The following is a 25,287-nucleotide window of genomic DNA, read 5'->3' as shown; positions in this document are numbered from 1 at the left end:
CGGATATGACAGCGTATGGATCGCCGCACCACTCCGCTCGGCATCATCTCGGCCACGCCGGGAGTCGTCTGGCCGGCGCTGCCAGACGCGCCGGGCGCGGCACTGCTCGCGATCCTGTTCCAGCTCGAACAATCGCAATGGTGGCCGGCGGAACGGCTGGAACTGGCGCAGCGCCGCCAATTATCCGCGCTGCTGGCGCACGCGCGCGACCGGGTGCCGTTCTACCGTGACCGCCTGCCGCGTGGCTGGCCCGACTCTGCCGATGCCAAGGCATGGGAAGCGGCCTGGCGCAGCCTGCCGGTCCTGCGGCGGGAGGAGATCCAAGCGGCAGATGACAGCGAGGCGATGCTCGCCGATGCGTTGCCGCCGGGCCATGGCGAGTATCGGGAGGTCTTCACCTCCGGCTCGACCGGGCGGCCGATTCGCGGCGTGCGTAGCCAGCTCTGGGAACTGGTCTGGAGCGCCTTCACGATTCGCGACCATCTCTGGCATCGCCGCGACCTGACCGGGACGCTCGCGGTGATCCGCGAGAGCGGCGCGGGCAAGGCCGCCTATCCGCAGGGCGACATGCAGCGGGGCTGGGGGTTTTCCAGCGCGGGGGTGTTCGAGACGGGGCGGCTCGCCAGCCTGAACGTGGCGACGCCGGTGGAGCAGCAGCTGGAATGGCTGGTCCGGCAGGATCCGGACTACGTCCTGTCGCATCCGAGCATCCTCGCCCGGCTCGCCACGGCATCACGCGACGCGGGGCTGCGCCTGCCCCGGCTGCGCCAGGCGATGACCATCGCGGAAACGCTGCGGCCGGACGCACGGCAAGCGATAGAAGCGGCCTGGAACGTCACCGTGGCCGATGTCTACAGCACGCGGGAAGCGGGCTACCTCGCGCTGCAATGCCCGGATCATCCGCATTACCACGTGCAGTCGGAAGGGCTGCGGGTGGAGGTGGTCGGCGAGGACGGCCAGGCCTGCGTGCCGGGCGAGACCGGGCGCGTACTGGTCACGCCGCTGCACAATCTCGCCATGCCGCTGATCCGCTACGACATCGGCGATGCGGCGGAGGTCGGGCCGCCTTGCCCCTGCGGGCGAGGGCTGCCGGTGCTGACGCGCATCCTGGGGCGACGGCAGAACATGCTGCGCCTGCCCGGCGGGGAGCGGCGCTGGCCGTTACTGTCCTCCGGCGACCTGGCGGGGCTGATGGAAGCAGTACCGCCGATGCGCCAGTACCGGATCGCGCAGAAGGCGTTGGACCACCTGCATGTCGCGCTGGCCGTCGCCCGGCCGCCGACAGCGGAGGAGGAGGCGGCCGTCATCGCTTGGGCACGCAGGAAGTTCGGCGCCGGCTTCCGGGTGACGATCGAGGCGATGGCGGAACTGCCACGCAGCGCCGCCGGCAAGTTCGAGGATTTCGTCTGCGAAGTGCCGGAGGGCGGGTAGAGTCAGGTCCGGGCCGGGCGAAGGCGCCCGCTCGAACACGGCGAGAGCAGCACCACGCCGCGCTGAACGGCTTCCGCCGCCGCCCGGGGTTTCGCCCGCCGCCCGCCCGCGCCATGATCCGGGCGCTCACCTTGCTCGGGACTGGCACCATGGCTCTGCGCTGCGACCTCATCATCCGCGATGCGACGATCTTCGACGGCACGGGCGCGCCGCGCCGGCGCGGCGATGTCGGCGTGACGGGGGACCGCATCGTCGGCGTGGGCGATCTCGGCGGTGCGACCGCCGATCGGGAGGTGCTGGCCAATGGCCGTGCCCTCGCCCCCGGCTTCATCGACGCGCATACCCATGACGACCGCGCGGTGATGTGCGGGCCGGAATGCATGACCTGCAAGATCAGCCAGGGCGTGACCACCGTCGTGGTCGGCAATTGCGGCGTCTCTCTCTCCCCTGCCCGCTTCAAGCGCCTGCCGCCGCCGCCGCTCGACCTGATCGGCGAGGAAGGGTGGTGGCGCTTCGACAGCTTCGGCGACTACGCGCATGAGCTGAAGAAGCGCGGTTCCGAGGTGAACACCTTCGCCCTGGTCGGCCACCAGACCATGCGCGTCGAGGCGATGGATGGCGACGTGATGCGCGTCGCCAAGGATTCCGAGATCGAGCAGATGCGCCTGCGGGTGAAGAACTCGCTGGCCGAGGGTGCGTCGGGGTTTTCCACCGGCCTGTACTACCCGCTGAACATGCATGCGAGCACCGAGGAGGTGATCGCGGTGGCCGAGCCGCTGCGCGCCATGGGCGGCATCTACGTCACCCATATGCGCGACGAGGCGGATCGCGTCTGCGCCTCGATCGAGGAGACGGCGAAGATCGGCAAGCGCGTCGGCGTGCCGGTGTGGATCAGCCACCACAAATGCTCGATGCCGGAGAATTACGGGCGGTCGCCCCAGACGCTGGCGTTGATCGACGCGTTCAACCAGACGCAGGACGTGTTCTTCGACATGTATCCCTACCCGGCCGGGTCCACCGTGCTGATGCCGGACCGGCTGCGGGAGGATGTGAAGGTGATGATCACCTGGTCGGTCCCGCATCCGGAGATGGCGGGGAAGTATCTGGGGGACATCGCACGGGGCTGGAACACCGACATCCGGCTCGCGGCCGCGCGCCTGCTGCCCGCCGGCCAGGTGACCTGGCAGATGGATGAAGAGGATGTGCGGCGGATCATGGCGCATCCCGCGTCCGTCATCGGGTCGGATGGCATTCCGCATGACGCGCATCCGCATCCGCGGCTGTGGGGCACCTTCCCCCGCGTGCTGGGTCTGTACGCGCGGCAGTTGCGGCTGTTCAGCCTGGAGACGGCGATCCACAAGATGACGGGCCGCACCGCATCGCTGTTCGGCATGATCGACCGCGGCGAGATCCGCGACGGGGCCTATGCCGACCTGGTGCTGTTCGACGCGGACACGGTGATCGACCGCGCGACCTTCGAGGATCCGAAGCAGGAGAGCGCGGGTATCGAGGAAGTCTGGGCGAATGGCGTGCCGACCTTCGTCGCCGGCAAGGGGGCGACGGGGGAGAAGCCGGGGCGGCTGGTGACGCGCAACAAGGTGTGACGCGCGCCCAAGGAACCCCGCCGCGACCGCCTGCGCATAGATGACAAGTGCAATCATGCGCCTCGCCGGCTATGCATGGTGGCGCCACCATGAAGGTCGCGGCGACGATGCTGGGCGTTCCAGTCCGACGACTAGCGGGGAAGATCGTTGCCGCGCTGCGCCCCGAAGCGCCAAGAGAAAGCCGCTTCGTCGCATTGCCGGCGATTCGGCCGGCGGCCTTGCCGGCCGGCTATGCCGAACGCCAGGCCAATGCGCTGAGCATCGACGGCATGATGTCCGACTTCTCCATGCAGGTCATGGATGCCGTCCTCACACACCAGGCGGCACGCGGCCTGACCGGACATGTTCTGGAATTCGGGGTCTGGAAGGGCCGGTCGGCATCGATCCTCAGCGCCCATATACGTGATGGGGAACGCTTCATCCTTTGCGACGTGGGCCAGTACCTGACGGAACAGGTGCTCGCCAAATTCTACGCCCGGCCCGAATTCGTGCAGGCCGGCTCCAGCGAATTCACGACCTATGTCGACGTCGCGCCGCTTCGCGGGTCGGTCCGCTTCGCCCATGTCGACAGCAGCCACGCGTACCGGGACACGTTGGCGGAGATGGCCCTGGTCGACGAGATCCTGGCACCGGACGGCGTCGCCTGCTTCGATGATTTCACGAACCTCAACTACGCGCAGATCCTGCCGGCGATGTTCAAGTATCTCTTCACGACGGGCACGGATCTGACGTTCTTTCTGGTGACGAACGACAAGGGGTATCTCTGCCGCCGCCCCAGCTTCGAGGCCTACGCAACCTTCGTGCTGCGGCAGCTCATCGACGAAATGCGCATGCGCGGCAATGCCGATGCGATGATCGCGCGCACCGACATGGATCCGGAATACCGGGCCTTCTATCTCCGCCCACGAGGCGAAGGTGAGACGGGCGACCACTACGGGCCGTCACTCTACGCCGCGAACTACGAGGTGCCGTAGCACGGCGCGATCCGCCGCGTCGTCCTGGCCTGGCCGTCGGGCAAGGCCTTGCGCGTCAGCAGGCGGCCGTGGGGAAGACGCGTGACGGGCTGACGAATTCGTCCTGCGCTGCGACCGTCAGGATCTCGCGCGACCCGGCTTCGGCCGTGCGACGCAGCAGCCCGAAGATGGAAGACGCAGCGGCGGCCAGCGCGGTCTCGGCATTGCCGCTGCGGAGCCGGTGGAACAGGAACAGCGCGGCGATCGCATCCCCTGCCCCATTCACCGACAGCGGCAGCATCGGCGTGGACAGCCGCCAGAAACGGCCGCCCTCCCCGGCCAGCATGCCGATTTCGCCCTCCGGCGTATCGGCCAGGCGCAGGGACGTCACCAGCACGCAGCGCGGCCCGCGTGACTGAAGGGCTGTCACCGCCTGCTTCGCGTCATCCAGCGTCGTGACCTCGCGCCCCGTCAGCCACTCCAGCTCGAACTGGTTGGGGGTGATGATGTCGGCTTCGGGCAGCGCCTCGTCGCGCAGGAATTCGGGGATGCCGGGTCGGACAAAGACGCCGCGGCCGACATCGCCGATCACCGGATCACAGCACCAGAGTGCGGCCGGATTTGCCATCTTCACCCGGCGCGCGGCGTCACGGATGGCCGCGCCGATCTCGGCCGAGCCCATGTAGCCCGACAGCACCGCATCGCAGCGCGGCAGGGCGCCGCGCTCCTCGATGCCCGTCACGCAGTCCTGGATCAGCTCGGCGCCGAAGACCTGGCCGCGCCAGGCGCCATAGCCGGTGTGGTTCGAGAACTGGACGGTGTGGATGCCCCAGACCTCGGCGCCCAGGCGCTGCAGCGGGAAGATCGCGCTCGCATTGCCGACATGGCCATAGGCGACCCAGGACTGGATCGAGAGGATCGAGGTCATCAGAGCATCCACGGTATTCAGCGGCGCGGACGCTAGAGCAGTTCCCGTCCCGGTGGAATCACCCGGGCCGGTGAAGCGCCCGCCAGGTGCCACGGTTCGCCGCCATCCTGGCCGGAACCGCGCCTGGCGGGGCCCATCCGGGGCCGCTTGCGCGGCGGCGCGCCGCATGCCCATTCTCGCGCATCAAGCCCGGGGGCCAACCCCGGTCCGAAACCCCGAGGGAGGAACCCGGATGACCGCATCCTTGACGCGTCGCGAGGCGCTGACCGCCGGCTTCGGCACCGTGCTGCTGCCGGCGACGCTGTCCGCCCAGCCGGTCGCCAAGCCTGCCGAATTCAAGATCGGCGTCACGACATTCCTCTCCGGTCCGGCATCCGTCTTCGGCGTGCCGTCGCGCAAGGCCTGCGAGATGCTGGTCGACCAGATCAACGCCGCCGGCGGGATCGCCGGCGTGCCGTTGCGCGCGAGCTTCGTCGATGAAGCGCCGGGCACCGACCACCTGGTCGGCGAAATCCGCCGCCTCGTGCAGTCCGAAGGCGTGCACGTCCTGTTCCAGTCGATCTCGTCGGGCTCCTGCCTCGCCTGCACGCCGCTGTCGCGCGAATTGTCGAAGGTGATGCTGCTGTGGGATTGCGGCACCCAGCGCATCTTCGAGGAAAACCGCTGGGACTACGCCTTCCGCACCCAGGGCTATGGCACGCCGGAGGTGCTCGCCCCGCTGCTGTATCTGCTGAAGAAGAAGCCCGACTTCCGCACCGTGGCCGTGATCAACCAGGACTACGCCTGGGGCCGCGATTCGTGGGAGCTGTGGAAGGCCGGCATGGACGCGCTGAAGCCCGGCGTGCGCGTGGTGGCCGAGATGTTCCCCCGCCTCGGCTCGACCGATTTCTCGACCGAGATCACCCGCCTGCTGGCGCTGCGTCCGGATGTCATCCTCTCCACCTCCTGGGGCGGCGAACTGGTGACCTTCATCCGGCAGGCGACCGAGCGCCGCCTGCATGAACGCACCACCTTCGTGCTGCCGGTGGCGGAAGCGTCGCTACAGATCCTCGGCCGCACCATGCCGGAAGGCCATGTCATCGGCACCCGCGGCGACCATTGGAACAACCATCCGGCGCCGGCGAACCCGCAGCTGTTCAACGAATTCGTCAACGCCTACCGCACCCGCTTCAACGAATACCCGATCTATCCGTGCCACCACATGGCGCAGGCGGTCTGGGCGCTGAAGGCGGGTGTCGAGAAGGCGGTGGCGGCGAAGAATGGCGGCTGGCCGTCGGACCTGGAGATGGCCAATGCCTTCCGCGGCCTGACCTTCCCGACGCCGACCTCGACCATCACGCTGCGCGAGGATGGCCAGGGGCTGGAGGACCAGATCGTCGGCATGTCGTCCTTCAATGACCGGTTCCCCTTCTCGGTGCCGAAGGAGATGATCCAGTTCCCCGGTGCGGAGGTCTCCGCCCCGGTCGGGCAGAAGTCGACCGACTGGCTGAAGACGCTGCAGCCGGCCTTCATCGCCTCCTCCGGCCGGCCGATCGGCTGAGAGGCACGCCATGGCCGAGTGGTTCCAGGATAATGGCCTTCTGCTCGGCCTGGCCTTGCTGGATGGGCTGTCTTCCGCCGGGTTGATCTTCCTCGTCGCGGTGGGGCTCAACCTTGTTTTCGGCGTGCTGCGCATCGTCAATGTTGCGCATGGCTCGCTCTATGCGATCGGGGCGTATTCGGCGGCCTCGATCGGCATCTTCGTGGCCGGGCTCGGGCTGCCGGCCTGGGCTTCGATCCCGACGCTGTTCATCTCCGCCGCGCTGGTCGGCGCGATCGTCGGGCCGCTGATCGAACGCTTCCTGCTGCGCCGCATCTATGCGCAGGAGGAAGTGGTCCAGCTGCTGGTGACCTTCGCGCTGTTCATGATCCTCGAGGATGTTCAGAAGCTGATCTGGGGCGTGCAGCCGATCCACCACGACACGGCGATGAAGCTGTTGGGCACGATCGACGTGCCCTTCGGGTCTGACTTCATCCCCTTCACCAACTACCAGCTGTTCCTGCTGCCGGGCATTGCCATCGTCACGCTGGTGGGGCTCGCCTGGTTCCTGCGCCGGACGCTGACCGGGCGCGTGATCGTCGCGGTGACGACCGACCGTGAAGCGGCGACGGCGATGGGCATCGATGCGTCGAAGATCTACCTGCTGACCTTCACCTTCGGCTCGATGCTCGCGGCGCTGGGCGGTGCGCTGTCATCGCCGACCGCCGCGTTGGTGCCGGGGATCGGCGCGCAGACCATCGTGCTGTCCTTCGCCGTGGTGGCGACCGCCGGGCTCGGGCAGATCGAAGGGGCGGCGCTGACCTCCCTGATGATGGGCCTGGGCCGGTCCATCGCCGTGTATTTCGAGCCGGAGCTGGAAGTCGTGGTGCCCTACATCATCATGGTGCTGGTGCTGCTGGTCCGCCCGCAGGGGCTGTTCGGCGTGATCGAGACGCGGCGCGTATGAAGAAGATCGAACCTTTCCTCGGGCTCCTGCTGGCGGCTGCGATGATCACCGCTGCGGTGATGGCTCCCTGGCTGCGCTTCGTGCTGACGATCGCGCTCGCCAAGGGCATCGCGGTGCTCGGCATCCTGCTGCTGCTGCGCGCGGGGCAGGTCTCCTTCGGCCATGCGCTGTATATCGCCTTCGGCGCCTATACCGTCGCCTTCCTCGCGCCACGCTTCAACGATGCGCTGCTGCTGCTGGCCTGCGCCGCGGTGGGTGCCGGCGTGCTCGGCCTGCTGATCGGGCTGTTCGTCACGCGCTACCGGCAGATCTTCTTCGGCATGCTGAACCTCGCGATGTCGATGGTGTTCTACTCGCTGCTCGAAAAGCTCTACGCCATCACCAAGGGCAGCGATGGCATCCGCGTCGAGATCATGCCGGTGGCCGGCCAGGCGCTCGACCGCGTCAACTACGAATGGGCGATCTTCGGCATAGCACTCGGCCTCGCCTTCATCCTCGCGCTGCTGCTACGGCTGTATCTCGCCTCCCCGATGGGCGAGGCGCTGGCGGGGATCAAGACGCGGGAGACGCGGTTGGAATTCATGGGCGTGCCGGCGCGCGGCGTGCTGCTGTCAGCCTATGTGCTCTCGGCGATGGTTGGCGGGATCGGCGGCGCACTGATCGCCATGACCTCGCGCCACGTCACGCCGCTGCTCGCCTACTGGACCTCCTCGGGCGAACTGGTCTTCATCGCCATCCTCGGCGGTGCGGGCGGCGTGCTCGGGCCGTTCCTGGGGGCGGCGGCCTATGAGTTGGTGCGCATCTATGCCGCGGCGTCCTTCGCGGATGCCTGGCAGATGATCCTCGGCGCGGTGCTGCTGCTGGTCATCTTGTTCGCCCCCGGCGGGCTGTGGGGCATGGCCAAACGCGTCTTCGACAAGGGGGCCGCACGATGAGCGAGGTCCTCCTCCAGGCCACCGACCTGCGCCTCGCCTTCGGCGGCGTGAAGGCGGCGGATGGCATCAACCTCGGCGTGATGAAGGGGGAATTCCTCGCCATCATCGGGCCGAACGGCGCGGGCAAGACCACCTTCATCAACATGTCCACCGGCTACCTGCGGCCGAATTCCGGGGACATCGCCTATGAGGGCCGGCGCATCACGGGCATGTCCCCGCGCGCCATCGTCAAGCTCGGCATCGCGCGGTCCTTCCAGCTCCCGCAGCTATTCGTCGAGCATACGGTCGAGCAGAACATCGCGCTGGCGGTCGCATCGCGCGATGGCGTCTGGTCCCCGCTGACGCCACTGCTGCGGCCGCGGTACCGCGAAGAAGCGCGCGACCTGCTCGAACGCTTCGGCCTGTCGTCCATCGCCGATACGCGCGCCGATGCGTTGAACGAAGGCGCGCGCAAGCTCGCCGACATCGCCATGGCCGTCGCCCTGAAGCCACGGCTGCTGCTGATGGATGAACCGACCTCCGGCGTCGCGGCGTCGGAGAAGATGGCGATCGTCGAGACGCTGGTGAACGTGCTGCGGGACGCCAAGGTCACGGCGGTCTTCGTCGAGCACGACATGGATGTGGTCGAACGCTTCGCCGACCGCGTCGCGGTCTGGAGCCAGGGGCGTATCGCCGCCCTTGGCCCGCCGGCCGAGGTGCTGGCCGACCCCGCGGTGCAGCGCGACGTGATCGGGATCGAACGTCATGCTTGAGCTGAACGGCGTCTCCGTCGCCATCGCCGGCGTGCCGGTGCTGCGCAACGTGTCCCTGTCCGTCCCCGCCGGCGGGCGCGTCGCGCTGATCGGGCGCAACGGCGCGGGCAAGACCACCACCCTGCGCGCGCTGATGGGGCTGGTCGCCGCCAGCACGGGCAAGGTGATGATCGACGGGGAGGATGAGACCCGCCTGCCCCCGCATCACCGCCCCCGCCACGGCATCGGCTATGCGCCGGAGGAACGGCGGCTGTTCGGGTCCTTCACGGTCGAGGACAACATGCTGCTGCCGGCCCAGGTGCTACGCCTGCCGGAAACCGAGATCAGCCAGCGCCTGGCCCGCGTCTATGGGCTGCTGCCGGAACTGCGCGACCTCGCCCCGCGCAAGGCCGCCGGCCTGTCGGGTGGGCAGGGCAAGATGGTCGCCCTGGGTCGCGCGCTGATGGTGGGTACGCGGGCGGTGCTGCTGGACGAACCTTTCCAGGGTCTCGCCCCGGCGCTGGCCATGCGCTACGCGGAAGCGCTGAAGCGCCTGCGCGCCGCCCTGCCCGACGTCGCCATCCTGATCACGGAATCCAACCCCGAACTGCTGCGCCCGCTGGTCGAACAGACCTATGTGATCGAACGGGGGGAGATCACCCAGGGCTGAGTTGCGCCCGCGCCGCGCGTCCCCTATACGCGCGTTTCCCTGCCCGCCGGTCGGCATCGTCGGGCGTTTTTGCATGAGTGTCGCCCGATGAAATCCGATATCCATCCGGACTACCACGAGATCACCGTCATCATGACCGACGGGACCGAGTTCAAGACACGGTCCTGCATGGGCAAGGCGGGCGACACGCTGCGTCTCGACATCGATCCGAAGTCGCATCCGGCCTGGACCGGACAGCAGCGCGTGATCGACACCGGCGGCCAGATCGCCAAGTTCAACAAGAAGTTCGCCGGCATCGGCCTCGGCGGCCGCAAGAAGGCGTAGTTTTTCGCCCTCAGACGGCGGGCGCGGCCCATCCGGGCCGCTTGCCTTCGCGCCCTGCACTGTCGCATCGGCGGCAACTGATGGTTTGGGCGCGGTCGCGCCGTGCGCTCCCGGCCCGAGGCAATGCCTCGGGCCGCTTTGCGTTCTGGAGCGTTCACGCCGCCCCTTGAAGCCACCGAAACGCCCACCCAACTCCATCCCTGCCGGTGGCGCCCCTCGGGGGCTGTCGGCGCGGAACGGCAGGGTCGCCCTCTGGGGGCCCGTTGAGACCGGATCCGCCCTGTCAATGGACCTTGCTTCAGCAGGAGGTTCTTTATGAACGCTGTCGACTTCTCCCCTCTGTTCCGCTCCGCCATCGGCTTCGACCGGCTGGCACGCCTGATGGACACCGCGCGCAACGCGCCGGACGCCACCGGGTACCCCCCCTACAACATCGAAAAGACCGGTGAGGACAGCTACGTCCTGACCATGGCCGTCGCCGGCTTCTCCGAGGCGGATATCGAAATCACCGCCCAGGAGAACACGCTGACCGTCGCCGGCAAGCCGCAGGCCCAGCCCGAGGACGGCCGCCGCTACCTGCATCGCGGCATCGCCGGGCGCGCCTTCGAACGCCGCTTCGTGCTCGCCGACCACATCGTGGTCGAAGGGGCCGACCTCGCCAACGGGCTGCTCCATGTCGCCCTGAAGCAGGTGGTGCCGGAGACGCTGAAGCCGCGCCGCATCCCGGTGCAGGGCGGGCAGAAGGCCATCGAGGCCCAGGTGCAGACCGCGCAGGCGGCCTGAACAAGACAAGAAAGGCCGGGGGAGGAACACCTCCCCCGGTCCCCCTCCGTTTTTTGTCTGTTGCGCTGTTGCGCCCGGCCAGGGGTCACGTCCCGGTCGGGCGTTTGCGTCAGGTACCGCAGAAGGTGGCGGTGACACGTTCCTCGGGGCGCGGCGGCAAGGCGAAACGCTCTCGGCCAGGCTGGTCGTCGAAGGGACGCGCCAACACCGCCAGCAGGTCCTCGAAGGGGGCCAGGTCGTCACGCTGCACGGCCGCCGACAATGCCTCCTCCACCAGGTGATTGCGCGGGATGAATGCCGGGTTGACCGCCCGCATCGCCGCTGCACGGCCGGCCGGTTCGCGCGCCAGCCGCGCCCGCCAGCCCACCGCCCAGCCATCATAGGCCGCGGGATCCGCGAACAGCTCCCGGACGGCCGCATCCCCCACCTCGGCCTCCGCCGCATCGGCCAGGCGCCGGAAAGTCAGGGTGAAATCCGCCTGGTTGGCCGCCATGCGCACCAGAAGGTCCTGCACCAGGTCCTCGTCGCCGTCCTGCACCGTGGTCAGACCGAGCTTGCGCAACAGCCCGTCGCGCCAGGCGGTGCCGAAGCGCGGCGCGAATCCGGCCAACGCCTCCTGCGCGAGGGACAGCGACGTCTCCTCATCGGCATCGATCAGCGGCAGCAGGCATTCCGCCAATCGCGCCAGGTTCCAATGCGCGATGCCAGGCTGGTTGCCATAGGCATAGCGCCCCTGCTGGTCGATCGAGGAGAACACCGTCTCCGGATGATAGGCATCGAGGAAGGCGCAGGGTCCATAGTCGATCGTCTCGCCCGATATGGCGCAATTGTCGGTGTTCATCACGCCATGGATGAAACCCACCAGCATCCAGCGCGCCACCAGATCCGCCTGTCGCGCCACCACGCCTTCCAGCAGCGCGAGTGTGGGGTTCGTCGCCTGGGCTGCCGCCGGGTCATGCCGGGCGATGGCGGTCTCCACCAGCACCCGCAGCGCGTCATTGTCCCGCCGCGCGGCGAAATACTGGAAGGTGCCGACGCGCAGATGGCTGGTCGCCACGCGGGTCAGCACCGCGCCGGGCAGCGCATCCTCGCGGAAGACATGGTCGCCGGTCGCAACGGCCGCGAGTGCGCGCGTCGTCGGGATGCCGAAAGCGGCCATCGCCTCGCCGATGATGTATTCGCGCAGCACCGGACCCACCGCTGCGCGCCCGTCGCCGCGACGTGAAAACGGCGTCGGCCCCGACCCCTTCAATTGGATGTCGTGGCGCAGGCCGGCGGGGGTCACCACCTCCCCCAGCAGGATGGCGCGACCATCGCCCAGGCTCGGGTTGAAATGCCCGAACTGGTGCCCGGCATAGGCCTGCGCGATTGGCTCCGCCCCCGGAGGCACGAGATTGCCCGCCAGCATCGCCACGCCCGCTTCGGATGCGAGCCAATCGGGATCCAGCCCGAGCATCTCGGCCAGTCCGGTGTTCAGCCGCAGCAGGCGTGGCGCGCTGACCGGGGTCGGCGGCAGGCGGGCGAACAGCCGTTCCGGCAGGCGGGCATAGGAATTGTCGAAGACCGGGCGGCGTCCGGTCTCGGACAGCGGGATGGGGTCGGCGGTGACGGTATCCGGCATGATCCCTCGCAAATCGCGCGCCTGGCCCCGGGGAACAACCCCCCAAGACCGCCTCCCGTGCCCGACACCCAGGCCCCGCGCCAATATCCCGTGGTCCAGGGGGCCGTTGCCCCCTGGTGGGGGAGGTCCGGAGGGGGCAACGCCCTCTCCGGGGTGGTCACGCCGTCCCTACCCCTTCTTGAAGAACGCCTCGGCTGCCGCCCGGTGGTCCTGCCGCGCCCCGATCGCGATCTCCGCCCGGGCGATCTCGGCCTGGAGTTCGGCGATATAGTCCTGCAGCTGGGCGACGTCCCAGCCGTCGAAACGTGGCTTTTCCAGCACCTGTCGGCGGCGCGGCGCCGCATCCTCGTCCATGACCGGCATGTTGCCTCCTTTCCCATCAAGGCTTTGACCCTGCCATCCTGCCTCATTATAGGGAGCGCGACATTGTCGCGGGGGTTCGCTCCTGCCCCTCCCGACCATCCCGAGGTCCGCCCATGCCCCAGCCACTCATGCCGAAGGCCACCGCCGTGTGGCTGATCGACAAGACGTCGCTTTCCTTCGAACAGATCGCCGATTTCGTCGGCATGCACCCGCTGGAGATCCAGGCGATCGCCGATGGTGAGGTCGCACAGGGCATTGTCGGGTTCGACCCCGTCGCTTCCGGCCAGCTGACGCGGGAGGAGATCGCGCGCTGCGAGGGCACGCCGGACGCCAGGTTGCACCTGCTGGAAAGCACCATCGTGCTGCCCAAGCAGCGCAGCAAGGGTGGCCGCTACACGCCGGTGTCGAAGCGCAACGACCGGCCGGATGGCATTGCCTTCCTGCTGCGCAATTACCCGATGCTGCCGGATGCGGTGGTGGCGAAGCTGCTTGGCACCACGAAGGACACCATCGCCAAGGTGCGCGACAAGACCCATTGGAACAGCCCGAACATCAAGCCGCGCGACCCGGTGATCCTGGGCCTGTGCAGCCAGGGCGACCTGAATGCCGCCATCCAGGCAGCCGGTGGCAGCCTGACGCCACCGCCCCAGGCCGAAGACGCGGCTTAAAAAGGCGGCACGCTTGCGCCACCCGGGGCCTCGATTCGGATCGCGGCCCTGCCGCGATCCGGGAGCGCCAATCGTGACCGCACCCAGACCGTCAGGCGCCTCCGCGCGACAGTACAGGGCGCGAGGGCAAGGCCGGCGAATGCCGGCCGCCCGCCGTCTGAGGGGCAAAAAACGTCAGTGTGGCTTGCTGGTCCGCAGGCGTTGCATTTCTTCCTTGAGGCGGAGCTTCTCGAGTTTCATCCGCGCCAATTCGCCGTCGTTCGGCTTGGGGCGGCGATCCTCATCCAGGATTCGGCGCTCGAGGGCGGCATGGCGTTCCTCGAGAGAGGCGATCCGGGCGTCCATGGGCATGCGCTGCGCATCCTCATCTTTGGTTGAGTGCCGCGCCAGCCGGCAGCGGCACCGGAAGGGGCCGTTGCAGCCCCTGTCCGGCCGGATGCGCGATCGACCGGAATGGCCTGTCGCGCCCCGGCCCGATCATGTTAAGGGCGTTGGCCTTGGGAATGCACCTTCAACTTCGTTCCGGGGCCGCCGGCCATGATCGCCGACCGTGATGCCATGCTGCGCCGTCTGCACGAATTGCGCAGCGAGCACCGCGACCTCGACACCGTCATCTCCAGGCTCGACGGGTCGCCGGTGGACCAGCTCCAGTTGCAGCGGCTCAAGAAACGCAAGCTGAAGTTGAAGGACGAGATCGCCTGGCTCGAAGGCCGCCTCGTCCCTGATATCATTGCTTAAATTATGTGCCCTCAGACGCCGGGCGGCCCGCATCCGCGGGCCTTGGCTTCGCGCCATGCACTGCCGTATTGGCGGCCGCTGATGGTCTGGGCGCGGTCGCGCCGTGCGCTCCCGGATCGCGGCAGAGCCGCGATCCGAAGGTGAGGTTTGTTCCGTTTTGGCTGACGGTGATGTGAATGACAGGTGAGACGGTTCTGGCGCCGCTGGTCGGCATCATCATGGGCAGCCGTTCCGATTGGGAGACGATGCGTCACGCGGCCGAGACCCTGGACCGGCTTGGCGTGCCGCACGAGACGCGCGTCGTCTCCGCCCACCGCACGCCCGATCGGCTGGTGTCCTACGCCAAGGGCGCGGCCGGGCGTGGGCTGAAGGTGATCATCGCGGGCGCCGGCGGGGCAGCGCATCTGCCGGGCATGGCGGCTTCGATGACCGCGTTGCCCGTGCTGGGCGTGCCGGTCGAAAGCCATGCGCTGAAGGGCATGGACAGCCTGCTGTCCATCGTCCAGATGCCCGGCGGCATCCCGGTCGCCACCTTGGCTATCGGCAAGCCGGGCGCGATCAATGCCGGGCTGCTGGCGGCAGCGATCCTGGCGCTGTCCGATGCGGCGCTTGCCGCGCGGCTCGATGCCTGGCGCGCGGCGCAGACCAACGCCGTGCCGGACGCGCCGGCATGAGCGGATTTCCCCTGCCGCCCGGTTCGGTCATCGGCATCCTCGGTGGCGGGCAGTTGGGCCGAATGTCCGCCTTGGCCGCCGCGCGACTCGGCTACGCCTGCCACATCTTCGCGCCCGAGCCGGATTCACCCGGCATGCAGGTCTCCGCCCACCGCACCGTCGCGGCCTATGAGGATCGCGAGGCGCTGGCGCGTTTTGCCGCCTCCGTCGCCGTGGTGACCTTTGAATTCGAGAATGTCCCGGCCGCAGCGCTTGAGGCCCTGGCCGGCCTCGTGCCCTGCCGCCCCGGCCTTGCCGCGCTGGCCACCTGCCAGGACCGTGCGGCGGAGAAGGCGTTCCTGGGCCGGATCGGCGTGCCTGTCGCACCCTGGCGGCTGGTCGAGACCGAGTCGGACCTCGCTGCCGCGGTGGCCGATCTCGGCTTGCCGGCGGTGCTGAAGACGACCCGGCTCGGCTATGACGGCCGGGGCCAGGCGGTGCTGCGGGAGGCTTCGGACCTTGTCCCCGCCTTTGAGCGACTCGCGCCGCGGCCGCTGATCCTGGAAGCCTTCGTGCCCTTCGCGGCCGAAGTCTCGGCGATCGCCGCGCGCGGCGCGGACGGCACCATCGCGGTGTTCGACCCGGCCGAGAACCGCCATGCGCATCATATCCTCGACCTGTCCTTCGCGCCGGCGCGGGTGCCGCCTGCGGTGGCTGAGGCCGCGCGCGGCCATGTCGCGGCGGTGGCCGAGGGCCTCGAACTGGTCGGCATCGTCGCGCTCGAGATGTTCCTGCTGGCCGATGGCACGCTTCTCGGCAACGAGATCGCCCCGCGGCCGCACAATTCCGGGCATTGGACCATGGATGCCTGCGCCGCCTCGCAGTTCGAGCAGCATGTGCGCGCCGTCGCCGGCCTGCCATTGGCAGCGCCGGAGCGGCACCATGACGCCGTGATGCGCAACCTGATCGGGCCGGAGGGACTCGACGCATGGCCCCGCCTGCTGCGGATGCCGCAGGTCGTGCCCCATCTGTATGGCAAGGCCGAGGCCCGGCCCGGCCGCAAGATGGGCCATGCGAACCGGCTCCTGCCGTTTGGCAGCCTTGCCGGTCTCAGTGATTACGAAGCGCTCTCCGGCTTGTGACGGATTTGCCACCAGCATGCGTGGCAAAGACGCCACAGTTCGCGGCCATCAGGGAACAAGCCCTGGCGCAAGCCGCGCATAATGTTAGAAGATATGGGTGTCGAGCCGGTGATGCTTCCAGCGCACGGGCTTCGGACGGATCTTATGGCCCTGAGGGCCCGAGCAGGAGAATACCAATGAGCCTGAAGAAGGCGCTTCTCGCCGCGACGCTGCTGTCGCTGCCGATGGTCGCGACGGCGAACGCGCAGAGCTGGGACCCGCGGGTCCAGGGCATCTACATCGGTGCCGGCCTGGGGACCAACTTCCTCGACGACTCCGACTCCAACCGCGGCATCTCCATCTCCTTCGAGTGGGGCTGGGCCGGCGTTCTCTCGGTCGGCTACGGCTTCGGCAATGGTCTGCGCCTCGAAGTCGAGGGCAACTACCGCCAGAATGACGTCGACAGCATCTCCTCCAACTCCGGCAACCTGCCGCGCACGACCGGCACGGTCCGCAGCTACGGCCTGATGGCCAATGTGCTGTATGACTTCGTGCTCGGCCCGGTGATGCCGTATGTCGGCGTCGGCGCCGGCTACGTGTGGAACGACTACGACAGCGTCGGCTTCCAGGTCCGGAACGGCAACAACAACGCCTCGTTCAATGCCGGCGGCACCAACGGCGCCTTCGGCTACCAGGCCATCCTGGGCGTCGCCTTCCCGATCGACTCCGTCCCGGGCCTGGCGCTGACCGCCGAAGGCCGCTTCATGGGCACGACGGGCGACGACATCGACGGTCGCTTCAACTCCAACGCGACGGTGAACGGCCAGACCCTCACCGCCCGCGACAACGTCAAGTTCAGCACCGACAACTACAACTGGTCGATCCTGTTCGGCGTTCGCTACAACTTCGGCCGCACCGCCGCCCCGGTGGCTCCGGTGGCCGCTGCCCCGGCGCCGGCGCGCACCTTCCTGGTGTTCTTCGACTGGAACCGCGACAACCTGACCGACCGCGCCCGCCAGATCATCGCGGAAGCGGCGCAGGCCCGCACCCGCCAGGCGGTCACCCGGATCGAGGTCAACGGCTACACCGACACCTCGGGCTCGGCCACCTACAACCAGGCCCTGTCGGTCCGCCGCGCGAACAACGTGGCTGCCGAGCTGGTCCGCCTGGGCGTGCCGCGCGGCGAGATCGTCGCCCGTGGCTTCGGCGAGACGAACCTGCTGGTTCCGACCCCGGACAACACCCGCGAGCCTCAGAACCGCCGCGTGGAAATCATCCTGCGCTGATCTTCGGATCATCGACGGATACGGGAAGGGCGCCGCAAGGCGCCCTTTCTGCGTTGCAGCACCGCCGCCGATCATCCACATTCCATCAGCATCCATGACTGATACTCGGACCATGACTTCCGTCGCCGCCCGCCGATCGACCGCCTTGCTGTACGCAGCCCTTGCAGGCGCTTGGCTTACCGCCGCACCGCCTGCCCACGCCCAGTTCACCGAGGGGCTCTACATCGCCGGTGGCGCTGGCTTCAGCCTGCTGCCCAACACGGGACTCGGGCTCGACTCGGCGGCCGTCACGGGCCTCGCCACCGCCGGCTACGGCAATCAGGCGACCGTCGGATTTGCGCCGGGATTTGCCGGGGTCCTCAGCATCGGCTGGGGCTTCGGCAACGGCTTACGGACGGAGATCGAAGGACTCTACCGCAGCAACGACACCGATGGCTCCTCCGGCGTCGCCGGCTGGGCGGCCGATGGCGGCATCTCAGGCCGCCAGGAATCCTGGGGCGTGATGGGCAATGTGATGCTCGACCTTGGGCAGATTGGCCCGGTCATGCCCTATATCGGCGTTGGCGCCGGCTACGTGATGACGGACTGGGCCGGCGTGCGCGGCCTTAGCCAGAACGGGGCGCTGCGCATGGCGGTGGACGACAGCGACGGCCGCTTCGCCTACCAGGGCATCGCTGGCCTCGCCTTCCCGCTCTCCTTCGCGCCCGGCCTGGCATTGACGGCTGAATACCGGTTCCTCGGCACGTTGCAGCCACGCCTGCAGGTGCGCTTCGACAATCCCGCCACGGGTGCGACCGTGGCGCGCGGCACGGCCGAGCCCGACGCCTACAATCAATCCGTGATGCTGGGGCTGCGCTACGCCTTCAGCGGCGCGCCCACTGCGGCCCCGCCCGCCCCGGCGGCGGCGCCTGTGCAGCATCGCAGCTTCATCGTCTTCTTTGATTGGAACCGCGCCGAACTGAGCGAGCGCGCCCGCCAGATCATCGCCGATGCGGCCCAGCAGGCCCGCGCCCAGCGCACCACGCGCATCGAGGTCGCCGGCCACGCCGACCGATCCGGCACGGTGCAGTATAATCAGGCCCTGTCCCGCCGCCGGGCGGAGACCGTTGCGGCTGAACTGGTCCGCCTCGGCGTGGCGCGGGAGGAGATCACCATCACCGCGCTCGGCGAAAGCCAGCCGTTGGTGCCGACCGCGGATGATGCGCGCGAACCGCAGAACCGGCGGGTTGAAATCGTCCTGCGCTGACGGCGCGGGGAGACCCGGGGCGGGATGATCGCACGGACCACGCCCCGCTCGCGCTGACACAGGATAAAGGTTCGGGGGGCAAAGCCTCTCTATTCCTCGACCGTCACAAGCGCAAATGCGCCCGCAGTCTCGCCGGCCCCCGCAATGCCGGCGCTCACGAAGCCGCAGCCCGCCGATGCTGCTGGCGGCCCATATCTGGCATCCTGGCCGTTCTGCCCTTAATCGCGTCATGCTGAAGGCACGCCCTCGACGTGATGGGCAAACTTTGGTGCGCTTTCGCCGCGCTGCGGGCCGGCCGCATTCGCGGCCTCGGCCCGAATCAAAGGCCGGGCCGCCACCCAACGAAAAAGGGGCGGCCCCGCGGGACCGCCCCTGTTTTCGATACTGCGTCGGCGATCAGCGGCGCGCGGTCGTGCGCCGCGCCGGGGCCGCCGCATTCGCGGGGCAATCCGGTGCGTCGTAGCCTTCGATGATGTTGCGCTCATTCACCAGCTTCGGCAGTTCGGTCGCCGAGGTCTGCACCACAGCGCGGAACAGCGGCTCGGCGTCGCGGCAGAAGAATGACCCGCTGCGCAGCGCGTCCTGCGAATGTTCGTTGGCGAGGTTGGTGTTGTACTGGTCGAGGCGCCCGCCGCGCGACGAACCACCATAGGAGCGCTGGAAGTGGCTGGCGGCCACACGGTCGGCCGCCGAAAGGTCGGAACCGAAGCGACGCAGGAAGGCGTTGTAGCCGCCCGGCGCGTCAAAGGTCTGGCCGGTGCGGCACTGCAGCGCCGCCACCATCAGGTAGGACCGCAGGGCGCGGATCTCGATCGCCGAGCGTTCTTCCGGACGCAGGCAGGCATCGGCCAGCGCGGGGCCGGCGATCAGGGCACCGCACAGGGCGGCGAGGACGGTGCGGGTCTTGGGCTTCATCATCATCGGGCGCCGGGCGCTCCCTGTTGGATCGGTTTGGGCCACCCCGCACGCACGCCCCCGATTCCCGGTTGCGCCGCGAAACGGCTCCTGCCCGCGCTCATTAGCCGCCGCCGCTGCCCGAGGAAACGAAAATTTTGTTTCAATCCCTCGCCGATACAGGGCCTTGCGGGGCGTGATGCACACGCCATTGGAGATTCATGCAACCTTTGCACGGGCAGGCGCCTTGCGGCAGCGCTGAAACCGCGCCAGCCCGGCCAGGCGACGGTCCAGGAAGTCGAGCGCCGGCCCGGTATCCTCGGAATCGTCGCGCAGCCAGAAGGCCAGGGTCGCGCCGTGGATGGCGGCGAGCGTCGCCCGCCGCGTGTAGCGCGACAGGTCGTCCGACGTGTCGCCGGCAGCCAGCCAGATGGCATCGGCGGTATGGGCGGCGATGCGCAGACCGGCGGCGGCGTTCCAAGGCAGCGCCAGCAAGGCCAGGGCGCGGCGCGCAGCATCCTTGTGGGGTGCCACGAGGCGCAGCCTTGCCGCCACCAGGGTGCGAATGCGTGCCGGAACGCGCAGGGATAAGACGTCGCCGGCTTCCCCAGCCATCGCGCGGTCGGTCAGGTCGGCCCAGGCCTCGATCGCCGAAGTGACGCCGCGGGGAAACAGGAAGGATGCCTCGTCCTCCGGCAGCCCGGCCGTGTGCAGGCCGGCGGCGATGGTCCGCGCCGTCCAGCCGCCTTGCGGCACCAGGGGAAGCATGGCGCGGATCGTGGCGTCGCGCCCGGCGCGATCGGTGGCCGACAGCGCTTCCATCATCCCTCCTTCCTCGCCGCGCGGGCGAGTTCCTCGTTGAAGCCGAACAGCGAGAAATCCTCCATGCGCATGGGATAGAGCAGGCCGTCGAGGTGGTCCGTCTCATGCTGCATGACGCGGGCAACCAGGCCCGCCGCCTCGCCATCCACGGCATTGCCGTCGATGTCGAAGCCGCGGAAGCGAAGACGCGATGCGCGACGCACCGCACCGCGCAGGCCGGGGATCGACAGGCAGCCTTCCCAGCCGAGTTCCGTCTCCTCCCCCACCTGCTCCAGCTCGGGGTTGATCAAGGCGGAGATGCCCCCTGCCCCCGTGCGCCAGACGAACAGCCGCAGCCCGACATGCACCTGCGGCGCGGCCAGGCCGAGGCCCGAGGCGTCCTCCATCGTCTCCGCCATGTCGGCGACCAGGCGCCGGATCTCGGGTGCGGTCGGGTCGTCCACCGGTGCAGCGGGGGCGAGCAGGACGGGGTGGCCCATGCGGGCGATCTTCAGGAGGGCCATGGCGTCGAAAGGGCTCGAAAATTGTGGTGCGACCATGCATATAGGGCCTTCGCGCCTCAAGGGAGGGCTTCCGGCGCGGCGGGGAATCGTGATAAGCGTCCCGCAACCGACGTGGACCGTCTTCGCGGTCGCGTCGATTACCCTTGGCTACCCTTCAATTCCAACGCGCAGGAGGTTGCGCCGCGTGCAAGTCGTCGTTCGTGACAACAATATCGATCAGGCGCTCAAGGCCCTGAAGAAGAAGCTCCAGCGGGAAGGTGTGTTCCGCGAGATGAAGCTTCGCCGGCACTATGAGAAGCCGTCCGAGCGTCGTGCGCGCGAGGCCGCCGAGGCCGTCCGCCGCGCCCGCAAGGTCGAGCGCAAGCGCCTGGAGCGCGAGGGCTTCTGAAGCCCCGCCTTCCGCCCGAAATGGCGGGAGAAAGCCGGAAACCGCGGCATGGGTCCCCCATGTTTCGCGGTTTTTTGCTGTCCGGGGCTCTGCTGCTAGCCGCCATCCTGCCGGCTGCCGCGCAGAACGCCCTGTTGCCCTTCCTGGTGCAAAGCGTCTGCCTCGACGCCACCGGCGCCCCCCTGCCCGGCCTGCTGCCCTTCGAAGCCGGCTGCGCCCGCCGCGCCCCGCAGCGCCAGGACGCGCCGATGCCCTATCGCCGGCATGACTGGCCCGCGGCCCATGAGGCCCGCGCGCTGCCGCTGGGCTACCAGGCCTCCGATGCGGTCCTCGGCAGCGTGCTCGGCGTGCCCGCGGCCGTGCACACCTTCGATTTCGGTGCCGGCCAGAACCGGCGCTTCGGCGTGCTGGACGACCACGGGCGCGGCGATGGCGGCCAGGTCATCCCGCTGGGACCCGGCCCGTCCTTCATCGCCATGACCGAGGATGGCGGCGGCGGCATCCAATGGTTCCTCTCGCCCGATTGCCGCCAGGGCGGTCGGGGCTGGCAGGGTTGGCTGCTCGCCGGGCCGGCCGCGACGCAGGCCTGGACCACCCGCGTGATGCGGCTGCGCATCGCACCCTCTCCGCAGGCCTGCCCGACCGCCTTCGATGCCAGCCTGACGCGGTTCCGCCGCACCCCGCTCCACCTGCCCTGGCGTGACGCGGCAACCGGACGCACCGGAACCGCCACAGTCGATGCCATCGTGTCCGAACACTTCGGCGGGGCGACGATCGCGACGGCGGAGCACCTCGAACGCTTCGTCCTCGCCCGCGACCTCGGCATGGTGCGCTGGGAACGGTGGGAGAATGCGGCCGTCGCCCGCCGCGCCGACCTGTCGCAACAGGCCGAGCATGTGCAGCGCGAGCAGCGCTGCCCGATGCTGTCGGTCAGCGAGCCACCCGGGCCGGGCTGGCAGATGCGCGACTGCCGCTTTTGGACGAACTTCGTGCGCGCGGCGCCGGGGCGCCCGCTCGCGGCGCTGGATTGGCCACGGCGGGAACTGCGTTGAGAGCGCCATAGAGCCGCTTCACCCGACCAGGCGATGCCACGTGATCGGGACCTGCCCCAGAGCAGGATCCCTTCGCTTTCGCTCACGCCTCCTGTTCTATGCCTTTGTTTGATCGTGTGATTCACGCCTCTGGTGATTCCACCTGCGGCGATCACGCTTTAACGCGGCGTCTCCCCGGCCTTCTCCGCCCCCAGCCAATCCGCCCGGTGCGACAGCAGCAATCGCCGCCCCGCCTCCATGCCCTGAGACGATTCCAGCGCAAACCGCTCCGCGTCACGCCTGCGCTGCGTCGCGATCACCTCATCCGCCTCGGCATCCGCATTGCCCAGGCGGATCAGCGCCTCCCGCCCCAGCGACAGTGCCGATTCGAATGTCTCGCGCACCACCTCCTCCGCCCCGGCGGCGAGCATCCGCATCGCATGCTCGCGGTCGAAGGCGCGGGCGAGCACCGGTATGCCGCGGAACTCGTCCTTCAGCAGATGCAGGATGCGCAGCGCGGTATCGCGGTCATCCACGCACAGCAGGATCATCCGCGCCCGTCCCGCCCCGGCGGCATGCAGGATATCGAGCCGCGTCCCGTCCCCGTAGTGCACCTTGAAGCCATAGGCGTTGGCCTCGCGCACCATCTCCGGATCGGTGTCGATGACCGAGATCGAGCATTGCCGCGTCAGCATCGATCCGCCGACGATCTGGCCGAATCGCCCGAAGCCGATGATCAGCACGCTCGCTTCATTGTGGTCCGGCGCCTCCAGCCCATCTAGGGACGGCGCCTCAGGCGGCACCATCCTGTCATGCAGGATGACCATCACCGGCGTCAGCACCATCGAGATGATGACCGTGGCCGTCAGCACCGCATTGGCCTGCGCATCGATGATCCCCACCGCGGAGGCCGCCGCATACAGCACGAAGGCGAATTCGCCGCCCTGCGCCATCAGTACCGCGCGCTCCACCGCCTCCCGATGGCTGGCCAGGGTGAAGCGGGCAACGGCGTAGATCGCCAGCGCCTTCACGGCCATGTAGGCGACGACCCCGATCGCCACCGTCGCCCAGTTCGCCGCGATCACCGCAAGGTCGAGCGCCATCCCGACGGCCAGGAAGAACAGCCCCAGCAGCAGGCCGCGGAACGGTTCCACATCGGCTTCAAGCTGATGCCGGAACGCGCTTTCCGACAGCAGCACGCCCGCGAGGAACGCCCCCATCGCCATCGACAATCCGCCCAGTTGCATCGCCAGCGCGGAGCCCAGCACCACCAGCAGCGCGGCCGCCGTCATCACCTCCCGCGCGCGCGCTTCCGCCAACAGCCGGAACATCGGGTTCAGCAGCCAAAGCCCCGCGGCGACCAGGCCGGCAATCGTCGCAAGCCCGATACCCACCGCCTGCCACCGTTCAAGCGCCGTGACCTCGCCCGCGCCGGGCGCGAGAAACGCCACCAGTGCGAGCAGCGGCACGATCGCCAGATCCTCCAGCAGCAGCACCGCGATGATGCGCTGCCCAGCCGGGATGCCGATCATCCGCCGTTCCTCGAGCATCTGCATCACGATCGCCGTCGAGGTCAGCACGAAGCCCGTCCCCGCTACGAAGGCGACCACCGGCGGCAGGCCCATCGCCATGCCGACACCCATCAGCAGCGCGATGCACACGCCCACCTGCGCCAGCCCCAATCCGAAGATCTGCTTGCGCATCCCCCACAATCGGGATGGCTCCATCTCCAGCCCGATGATGAACAGGAACATCACCACGCCCAATTCTGCGACATGCAGGATCGCCTGCGCGTCGCTGAATAGCGCGAAGCCATAGGGACCGATCACCAGCCCCGCCACCAGGTAACCCAGCACCGACCCGAGCCCGAGCCGCTTGAACAGCGGCACGGCGACCACCGCGGCACCCAGCAGCACCACGGCGCTGACCAGATCCGGCCCATGCGATTCGGCGGCCATCAGCTTCGGCCCTGCTTCAGGCTGGATAGTGTCATCTCGGAATCCCGGTTGCTAAAGCGTGATCGCCGCAGGTGGAATCACCACAGGCGTAAATCACACGATCAAACAAAGGCATAGAGCAGGAGGCGCGAGCGAAAGCGACCGGATCCTGCTCTCGGTTGCCATGCTGGCGTGCGGCTGACGCCCACGCAACGCTCTGGCACACGCATTGCCAACCATCGGCGCAGCCCAAGGATCCGCGCCGATGCCCCGCACCGTCTCCCTGCCCGCCCGACCCGAGCCGCTGACCGTCACGATCGAGGAAACCGCCCTCATCATCGTGGACATGCAGAACGCCTATCTCTCGAAAGGCGGCTACATCGACCTGGTCGGCTTCGACGTATCCGGCGCAGCGCCCGTCATCTACGAAACCGCGCGCATCGCCGAGGCCTGCCGCGCGGCCGGCATCCCCGTCATCTACCTCCAGAACGGCTTTTCTCCCGACCAGCGGGAGGCCCCGCCCTCCGCCCCCGTCTGGCGCAAGTCGAATGCGCTGAAATTCATGCGCGCCAACGATGCCTATGCCGGCAAACTCATCACCCACGGCACCTGGGACCATGAGATCGTGCCCGAACTCACCCCCCGGCCCGGTGACATCGTCGTGCCGAAGGCGCGCTATTCCGGCTTCGCCGGCACGGGGCTGGAACAGGTGCTGGCGTCACGACGCATCCGCACCCTGCTGGTCTGCGGCGTCGCCACCAATGTCTGCGTCGAAAGCACCATCCGCGACGCCTATCACCGCGAATTCTTCCCGGTGATGCTGACGGACGCGACGATGGGCGCGGGCCCAGGGGCGCAGCAGGCGACCGAGTTCAACGTGCAGGCGTTCTTCGGGTGGCTGAGCACGGGCGCCGAAATGCGCGCGGCGCTCAATACCAACGAAGCACAAGGCCAGACCAGCACGCCAGGATGACGCTGTTCCGTGAATGGCCGGAATTTCAACGTCAATATTTGTGATTGCAGGTTCATAGAATTTGGCATGGATATCGGTATTCCCGACCATCGGTCTGCGCGGATTTCCATTGTCGATCCGAATGCGGGGCCACTCTGCTTCCCTCTACATGAAGCTGGTAACGATCGGCGCAGTCAGCGACACTCCGCCTGTCGATCG

27 protein-coding genes are annotated in these 25,287 nt (G+C 68.4%); 19 read left to right on the top strand and 8 right to left on the bottom strand.

Annotated features, from left to right (window positions below):
• Nucleotides 1-15 precede the first annotated feature (15 nt).
• From AAFN86_RS02685 to AAFN86_RS02675, 3 genes are all read left to right on the top strand, one after another.
• On the top strand, nucleotides 16-1,431 hold the full coding sequence (locus tag AAFN86_RS02685) for a hypothetical protein (protein ID WP_347541663.1): 1,416 nt from the start codon (nucleotides 16-18) through the stop codon (nucleotides 1,429-1,431).
• Between the two features lie 149 nt (nucleotides 1,432-1,580).
• On the top strand, nucleotides 1,581-3,035 hold the full coding sequence (locus tag AAFN86_RS02680; protein ID WP_347541662.1) for a D-aminoacylase: 1,455 nt from the start codon (nucleotides 1,581-1,583) through the stop codon (nucleotides 3,033-3,035).
• Nucleotides 3,036-3,124: 89 nt separating this feature from the next.
• A complete protein-coding gene (locus tag AAFN86_RS02675; RefSeq protein ID WP_347541661.1) occupies nucleotides 3,125-4,009 on the top strand; it encodes a class I SAM-dependent methyltransferase in 885 nt (294 codons plus the stop codon).
• Nucleotides 4,010-4,064: 55 nt separating this feature from the next.
• Here the strand turns inward: AAFN86_RS02675 and pdxY are convergent, their stop codons facing one another.
• The gene (pdxY, locus tag AAFN86_RS02670; protein WP_347541660.1) at nucleotides 4,065-4,916 is read right to left on the bottom strand and encodes a pyridoxal kinase PdxY; all 852 of its coding nucleotides are present in this window, start codon (nucleotides 4,914-4,916) and stop codon (nucleotides 4,065-4,067) included.
• A gap of 232 nt (nucleotides 4,917-5,148) precedes the next feature.
• Between pdxY and AAFN86_RS02665 the strand changes: the two genes are divergently transcribed.
• The 7 genes from AAFN86_RS02665 (at nucleotide 5,149) to AAFN86_RS02635 (ending at nucleotide 10,845) form a co-directional block, all read left to right on the top strand.
• A complete protein-coding gene (locus AAFN86_RS02665) occupies nucleotides 5,149-6,456 on the top strand; it encodes an ABC transporter substrate-binding protein (RefSeq protein ID WP_347541659.1) in 1,308 nt (435 codons plus the stop codon).
• Between the two features lie 10 nt (nucleotides 6,457-6,466).
• Nucleotides 6,467-7,402 carry a branched-chain amino acid ABC transporter permease gene (locus tag AAFN86_RS02660; RefSeq protein WP_347541658.1) on the top strand — a complete coding sequence of 312 codons (936 nt, stop codon included), beginning with the start codon at nucleotides 6,467-6,469 and terminating at the stop codon, nucleotides 7,400-7,402.
• Nucleotides 7,399-8,337, top strand: coding sequence for a branched-chain amino acid ABC transporter permease (locus AAFN86_RS02655; protein WP_347541657.1), 939 nt, complete (start codon nucleotides 7,399-7,401; stop codon nucleotides 8,335-8,337). The genes AAFN86_RS02660 and AAFN86_RS02655 overlap by 4 nt, the downstream gene beginning before the upstream one ends.
• Complete coding sequence (locus AAFN86_RS02650; RefSeq protein WP_347541656.1) at nucleotides 8,334-9,089, top strand: ABC transporter ATP-binding protein; 756 nt, start codon at nucleotides 8,334-8,336, stop codon at nucleotides 9,087-9,089. Before AAFN86_RS02655 ends, AAFN86_RS02650 begins: the two co-directional genes overlap by 4 nt.
• Nucleotides 9,082-9,738, top strand: coding sequence for an ATP-binding cassette domain-containing protein (locus tag AAFN86_RS02645; RefSeq protein WP_347541655.1), 657 nt, complete (start codon nucleotides 9,082-9,084; stop codon nucleotides 9,736-9,738). The genes AAFN86_RS02650 and AAFN86_RS02645 overlap by 8 nt, the downstream gene beginning before the upstream one ends.
• Nucleotides 9,739-9,825: 87 nt before the next feature.
• Entirely contained in the window at nucleotides 9,826-10,062 is a 237-nt protein-coding gene (gene rpmE, locus AAFN86_RS02640) for a 50S ribosomal protein L31 (protein ID WP_347541654.1), read from the top strand.
• A gap of 315 nt (nucleotides 10,063-10,377) precedes the next feature.
• Entirely contained in the window at nucleotides 10,378-10,845 is a 468-nt protein-coding gene (locus AAFN86_RS02635; protein ID WP_347541653.1) for an Hsp20 family protein, read from the top strand.
• Between the two features lie 109 nt (nucleotides 10,846-10,954).
• Here AAFN86_RS02635 and AAFN86_RS02630 read toward each other — a convergent pair whose 3' ends face one another.
• Together AAFN86_RS02630 and AAFN86_RS02625 are read right to left on the bottom strand one after the other, a co-directional pair.
• Nucleotides 10,955-12,466, bottom strand: a complete 1,512-nt coding sequence (locus AAFN86_RS02630) for a protein adenylyltransferase SelO (RefSeq protein WP_347541652.1) — start codon at nucleotides 12,464-12,466, stop codon at nucleotides 10,955-10,957.
• Nucleotides 12,467-12,634: 168 nt separating this feature from the next.
• Nucleotides 12,635-12,829, bottom strand: coding sequence for a DUF1192 domain-containing protein (locus tag AAFN86_RS02625; RefSeq protein WP_347541651.1), 195 nt, complete (start codon nucleotides 12,827-12,829; stop codon nucleotides 12,635-12,637).
• A 113-nt stretch (nucleotides 12,830-12,942) separates the two neighbouring features.
• Here AAFN86_RS02625 and AAFN86_RS02620 point away from each other — a divergent pair, with 113 nt between their 5' ends.
• A complete protein-coding gene (locus tag AAFN86_RS02620) occupies nucleotides 12,943-13,497 on the top strand; it encodes a cell cycle transcriptional regulator TrcR (protein ID WP_347541650.1) in 555 nt (184 codons plus the stop codon).
• Between the two features lie 174 nt (nucleotides 13,498-13,671).
• On the opposite strand, the gene AAFN86_RS02615 is transcribed toward AAFN86_RS02620, so the two are convergent.
• Nucleotides 13,672-13,848: a YdcH family protein gene (locus AAFN86_RS02615; protein ID WP_347541649.1), complete on the bottom strand. Its 177-nt coding sequence runs from the start codon at nucleotides 13,846-13,848 to the stop codon at nucleotides 13,672-13,674.
• A 186-nt stretch (nucleotides 13,849-14,034) separates the two neighbouring features.
• Here AAFN86_RS02615 and AAFN86_RS02610 point away from each other — a divergent pair, with 186 nt between their 5' ends.
• The 5 genes from AAFN86_RS02610 to AAFN86_RS02590 all read left to right on the top strand — a co-directional run bounded on the left by AAFN86_RS02610 (nucleotide 14,035) and on the right by AAFN86_RS02590 (nucleotide 18,541).
• On the top strand, nucleotides 14,035-14,235 hold the full coding sequence (locus tag AAFN86_RS02610; protein ID WP_347541648.1) for a DUF465 domain-containing protein: 201 nt from the start codon (nucleotides 14,035-14,037) through the stop codon (nucleotides 14,233-14,235).
• A gap of 176 nt (nucleotides 14,236-14,411) precedes the next feature.
• The gene (gene purE / locus AAFN86_RS02605) at nucleotides 14,412-14,909 is read left to right on the top strand and encodes a 5-(carboxyamino)imidazole ribonucleotide mutase (protein ID WP_347541647.1); all 498 of its coding nucleotides are present in this window, start codon (nucleotides 14,412-14,414) and stop codon (nucleotides 14,907-14,909) included.
• Nucleotides 14,906-16,030 (top strand): 5-(carboxyamino)imidazole ribonucleotide synthase, encoded by a 1,125-nt coding sequence (locus AAFN86_RS02600; RefSeq protein WP_347541646.1) that lies wholly within the window; start codon nucleotides 14,906-14,908, stop codon nucleotides 16,028-16,030. Before purE ends, AAFN86_RS02600 begins: the two co-directional genes overlap by 4 nt.
• Before the next feature lie 176 nt (nucleotides 16,031-16,206).
• Complete coding sequence (locus AAFN86_RS02595) at nucleotides 16,207-17,295, top strand: OmpA family protein (RefSeq protein ID WP_347541645.1); 1,089 nt, start codon at nucleotides 16,207-16,209, stop codon at nucleotides 17,293-17,295.
• Nucleotides 17,296-17,407: 112 nt separating this feature from the next.
• Entirely contained in the window at nucleotides 17,408-18,541 is a 1,134-nt protein-coding gene (locus AAFN86_RS02590) for an OmpA family protein (protein ID WP_347541644.1), read from the top strand.
• A gap of 396 nt (nucleotides 18,542-18,937) precedes the next feature.
• Here the strand turns inward: AAFN86_RS02590 and AAFN86_RS02585 are convergent, their stop codons facing one another.
• From AAFN86_RS02585 to def, 3 genes are all read right to left on the bottom strand, one after another.
• The gene (locus AAFN86_RS02585) at nucleotides 18,938-19,462 is read right to left on the bottom strand and encodes a hypothetical protein (protein WP_347541643.1); all 525 of its coding nucleotides are present in this window, start codon (nucleotides 19,460-19,462) and stop codon (nucleotides 18,938-18,940) included.
• A gap of 192 nt (nucleotides 19,463-19,654) precedes the next feature.
• Complete coding sequence (locus AAFN86_RS02580; RefSeq protein ID WP_347541642.1) at nucleotides 19,655-20,260, bottom strand: COQ9 family protein; 606 nt, start codon at nucleotides 20,258-20,260, stop codon at nucleotides 19,655-19,657.
• Nucleotides 20,257-20,760 (bottom strand): peptide deformylase, encoded by a 504-nt coding sequence (def, locus tag AAFN86_RS02575; protein WP_347541641.1) that lies wholly within the window; start codon nucleotides 20,758-20,760, stop codon nucleotides 20,257-20,259. Before def ends, AAFN86_RS02580 begins: the two co-directional genes overlap by 4 nt.
• A gap of 184 nt (nucleotides 20,761-20,944) precedes the next feature.
• Between def and rpsU the strand changes: the two genes are divergently transcribed.
• Together rpsU and AAFN86_RS02565 are read left to right on the top strand one after the other, a co-directional pair.
• Entirely contained in the window at nucleotides 20,945-21,148 is a 204-nt protein-coding gene (rpsU, locus tag AAFN86_RS02570) for a 30S ribosomal protein S21 (RefSeq protein WP_007006360.1), read from the top strand.
• Between the two features lie 59 nt (nucleotides 21,149-21,207).
• Nucleotides 21,208-22,200, top strand: coding sequence for a hypothetical protein (locus AAFN86_RS02565; protein WP_347541640.1), 993 nt, complete (start codon nucleotides 21,208-21,210; stop codon nucleotides 22,198-22,200).
• A 158-nt stretch (nucleotides 22,201-22,358) separates the two neighbouring features.
• Here AAFN86_RS02565 and AAFN86_RS02560 read toward each other — a convergent pair whose 3' ends face one another.
• On the bottom strand, nucleotides 22,359-24,137 hold the full coding sequence (locus tag AAFN86_RS02560; protein WP_347541639.1) for a monovalent cation:proton antiporter-2 (CPA2) family protein: 1,779 nt from the start codon (nucleotides 24,135-24,137) through the stop codon (nucleotides 22,359-22,361).
• Between the two features lie 244 nt (nucleotides 24,138-24,381).
• Between AAFN86_RS02560 and AAFN86_RS02555 the strand changes: the two genes are divergently transcribed.
• The gene (locus tag AAFN86_RS02555; RefSeq protein WP_347541638.1) at nucleotides 24,382-25,089 is read left to right on the top strand and encodes a cysteine hydrolase; all 708 of its coding nucleotides are present in this window, start codon (nucleotides 24,382-24,384) and stop codon (nucleotides 25,087-25,089) included.
• The last annotated feature ends 198 nt before the right edge of the window (nucleotides 25,090-25,287 follow it).

The sequence above is a fragment of the Roseomonas sp. CAU 1739 genome, assembly GCF_039839775.1.
Taxonomy (GTDB): domain Bacteria; phylum Pseudomonadota; class Alphaproteobacteria; order Acetobacterales; family Acetobacteraceae; genus Neoroseomonas.
This window is presented reverse-complemented; position numbering and strand designations above follow the sequence as displayed.

What these genes read in the sequence shown, in the direction of transcription:
- AAFN86_RS02635 (WP_347541653.1), top strand. Translation starts at nt 10,378, where the DNA reads ATGAACGCTGTCGACTTCTCCCCTCTGTTCCGCTCCGCCATCGGCTTC.
- AAFN86_RS02565 (WP_347541640.1), top strand. Translation starts at nt 21,208, where the DNA reads ATGTTTCGCGGTTTTTTGCTGTCCGGGGCTCTGCTGCTAGCCGCCATC.
- AAFN86_RS02665 (WP_347541659.1), top strand. Translation starts at nt 5,149, where the DNA reads ATGACCGCATCCTTGACGCGTCGCGAGGCGCTGACCGCCGGCTTCGGC.
- AAFN86_RS02625 (WP_347541651.1), bottom strand. Translation starts at nt 12,829, where the DNA reads ATGCCGGTCATGGACGAGGATGCGGCGCCGCGCCGCCGACAGGTGCTG.
- AAFN86_RS02675 (WP_347541661.1), top strand. Translation starts at nt 3,125, where the DNA reads ATGAAGGTCGCGGCGACGATGCTGGGCGTTCCAGTCCGACGACTAGCG.
- AAFN86_RS02655 (WP_347541657.1), top strand. Translation starts at nt 7,399, where the DNA reads ATGAAGAAGATCGAACCTTTCCTCGGGCTCCTGCTGGCGGCTGCGATG.
- AAFN86_RS02680 (WP_347541662.1), top strand. Translation starts at nt 1,581, where the DNA reads ATGGCTCTGCGCTGCGACCTCATCATCCGCGATGCGACGATCTTCGAC.
- AAFN86_RS02600 (WP_347541646.1), top strand. Translation starts at nt 14,906, where the DNA reads ATGAGCGGATTTCCCCTGCCGCCCGGTTCGGTCATCGGCATCCTCGGT.
- AAFN86_RS02560 (WP_347541639.1), bottom strand. Translation starts at nt 24,137, where the DNA reads ATGGCCGCCGAATCGCATGGGCCGGATCTGGTCAGCGCCGTGGTGCTG.
- AAFN86_RS02660 (WP_347541658.1), top strand. Translation starts at nt 6,467, where the DNA reads ATGGCCGAGTGGTTCCAGGATAATGGCCTTCTGCTCGGCCTGGCCTTG.
- AAFN86_RS02685 (WP_347541663.1), top strand. Translation starts at nt 16, where the DNA reads ATGGATCGCCGCACCACTCCGCTCGGCATCATCTCGGCCACGCCGGGA.
- AAFN86_RS02590 (WP_347541644.1), top strand. Translation starts at nt 17,408, where the DNA reads ATGACTTCCGTCGCCGCCCGCCGATCGACCGCCTTGCTGTACGCAGCC.
- def (WP_347541641.1), bottom strand. Translation starts at nt 20,760, where the DNA reads ATGGCCCTCCTGAAGATCGCCCGCATGGGCCACCCCGTCCTGCTCGCC.
- AAFN86_RS02555 (WP_347541638.1), top strand. Translation starts at nt 24,382, where the DNA reads ATGCCCCGCACCGTCTCCCTGCCCGCCCGACCCGAGCCGCTGACCGTC.
- rpmE (WP_347541654.1), top strand. Translation starts at nt 9,826, where the DNA reads ATGAAATCCGATATCCATCCGGACTACCACGAGATCACCGTCATCATG.
- AAFN86_RS02620 (WP_347541650.1), top strand. Translation starts at nt 12,943, where the DNA reads ATGCCCCAGCCACTCATGCCGAAGGCCACCGCCGTGTGGCTGATCGAC.
- purE (WP_347541647.1), top strand. Translation starts at nt 14,412, where the DNA reads ATGACAGGTGAGACGGTTCTGGCGCCGCTGGTCGGCATCATCATGGGC.
- AAFN86_RS02645 (WP_347541655.1), top strand. Translation starts at nt 9,082, where the DNA reads ATGCTTGAGCTGAACGGCGTCTCCGTCGCCATCGCCGGCGTGCCGGTG.
- AAFN86_RS02580 (WP_347541642.1), bottom strand. Translation starts at nt 20,260, where the DNA reads ATGATGGAAGCGCTGTCGGCCACCGATCGCGCCGGGCGCGACGCCACG.
- AAFN86_RS02610 (WP_347541648.1), top strand. Translation starts at nt 14,035, where the DNA reads ATGATCGCCGACCGTGATGCCATGCTGCGCCGTCTGCACGAATTGCGC.
- AAFN86_RS02585 (WP_347541643.1), bottom strand. Translation starts at nt 19,462, where the DNA reads ATGATGATGAAGCCCAAGACCCGCACCGTCCTCGCCGCCCTGTGCGGT.
- pdxY (WP_347541660.1), bottom strand. Translation starts at nt 4,916, where the DNA reads ATGACCTCGATCCTCTCGATCCAGTCCTGGGTCGCCTATGGCCATGTC.
- AAFN86_RS02615 (WP_347541649.1), bottom strand. Translation starts at nt 13,848, where the DNA reads ATGCCCATGGACGCCCGGATCGCCTCTCTCGAGGAACGCCATGCCGCC.
- AAFN86_RS02595 (WP_347541645.1), top strand. Translation starts at nt 16,207, where the DNA reads ATGAGCCTGAAGAAGGCGCTTCTCGCCGCGACGCTGCTGTCGCTGCCG.
- AAFN86_RS02650 (WP_347541656.1), top strand. Translation starts at nt 8,334, where the DNA reads ATGAGCGAGGTCCTCCTCCAGGCCACCGACCTGCGCCTCGCCTTCGGC.
- AAFN86_RS02630 (WP_347541652.1), bottom strand. Translation starts at nt 12,466, where the DNA reads ATGCCGGATACCGTCACCGCCGACCCCATCCCGCTGTCCGAGACCGGA.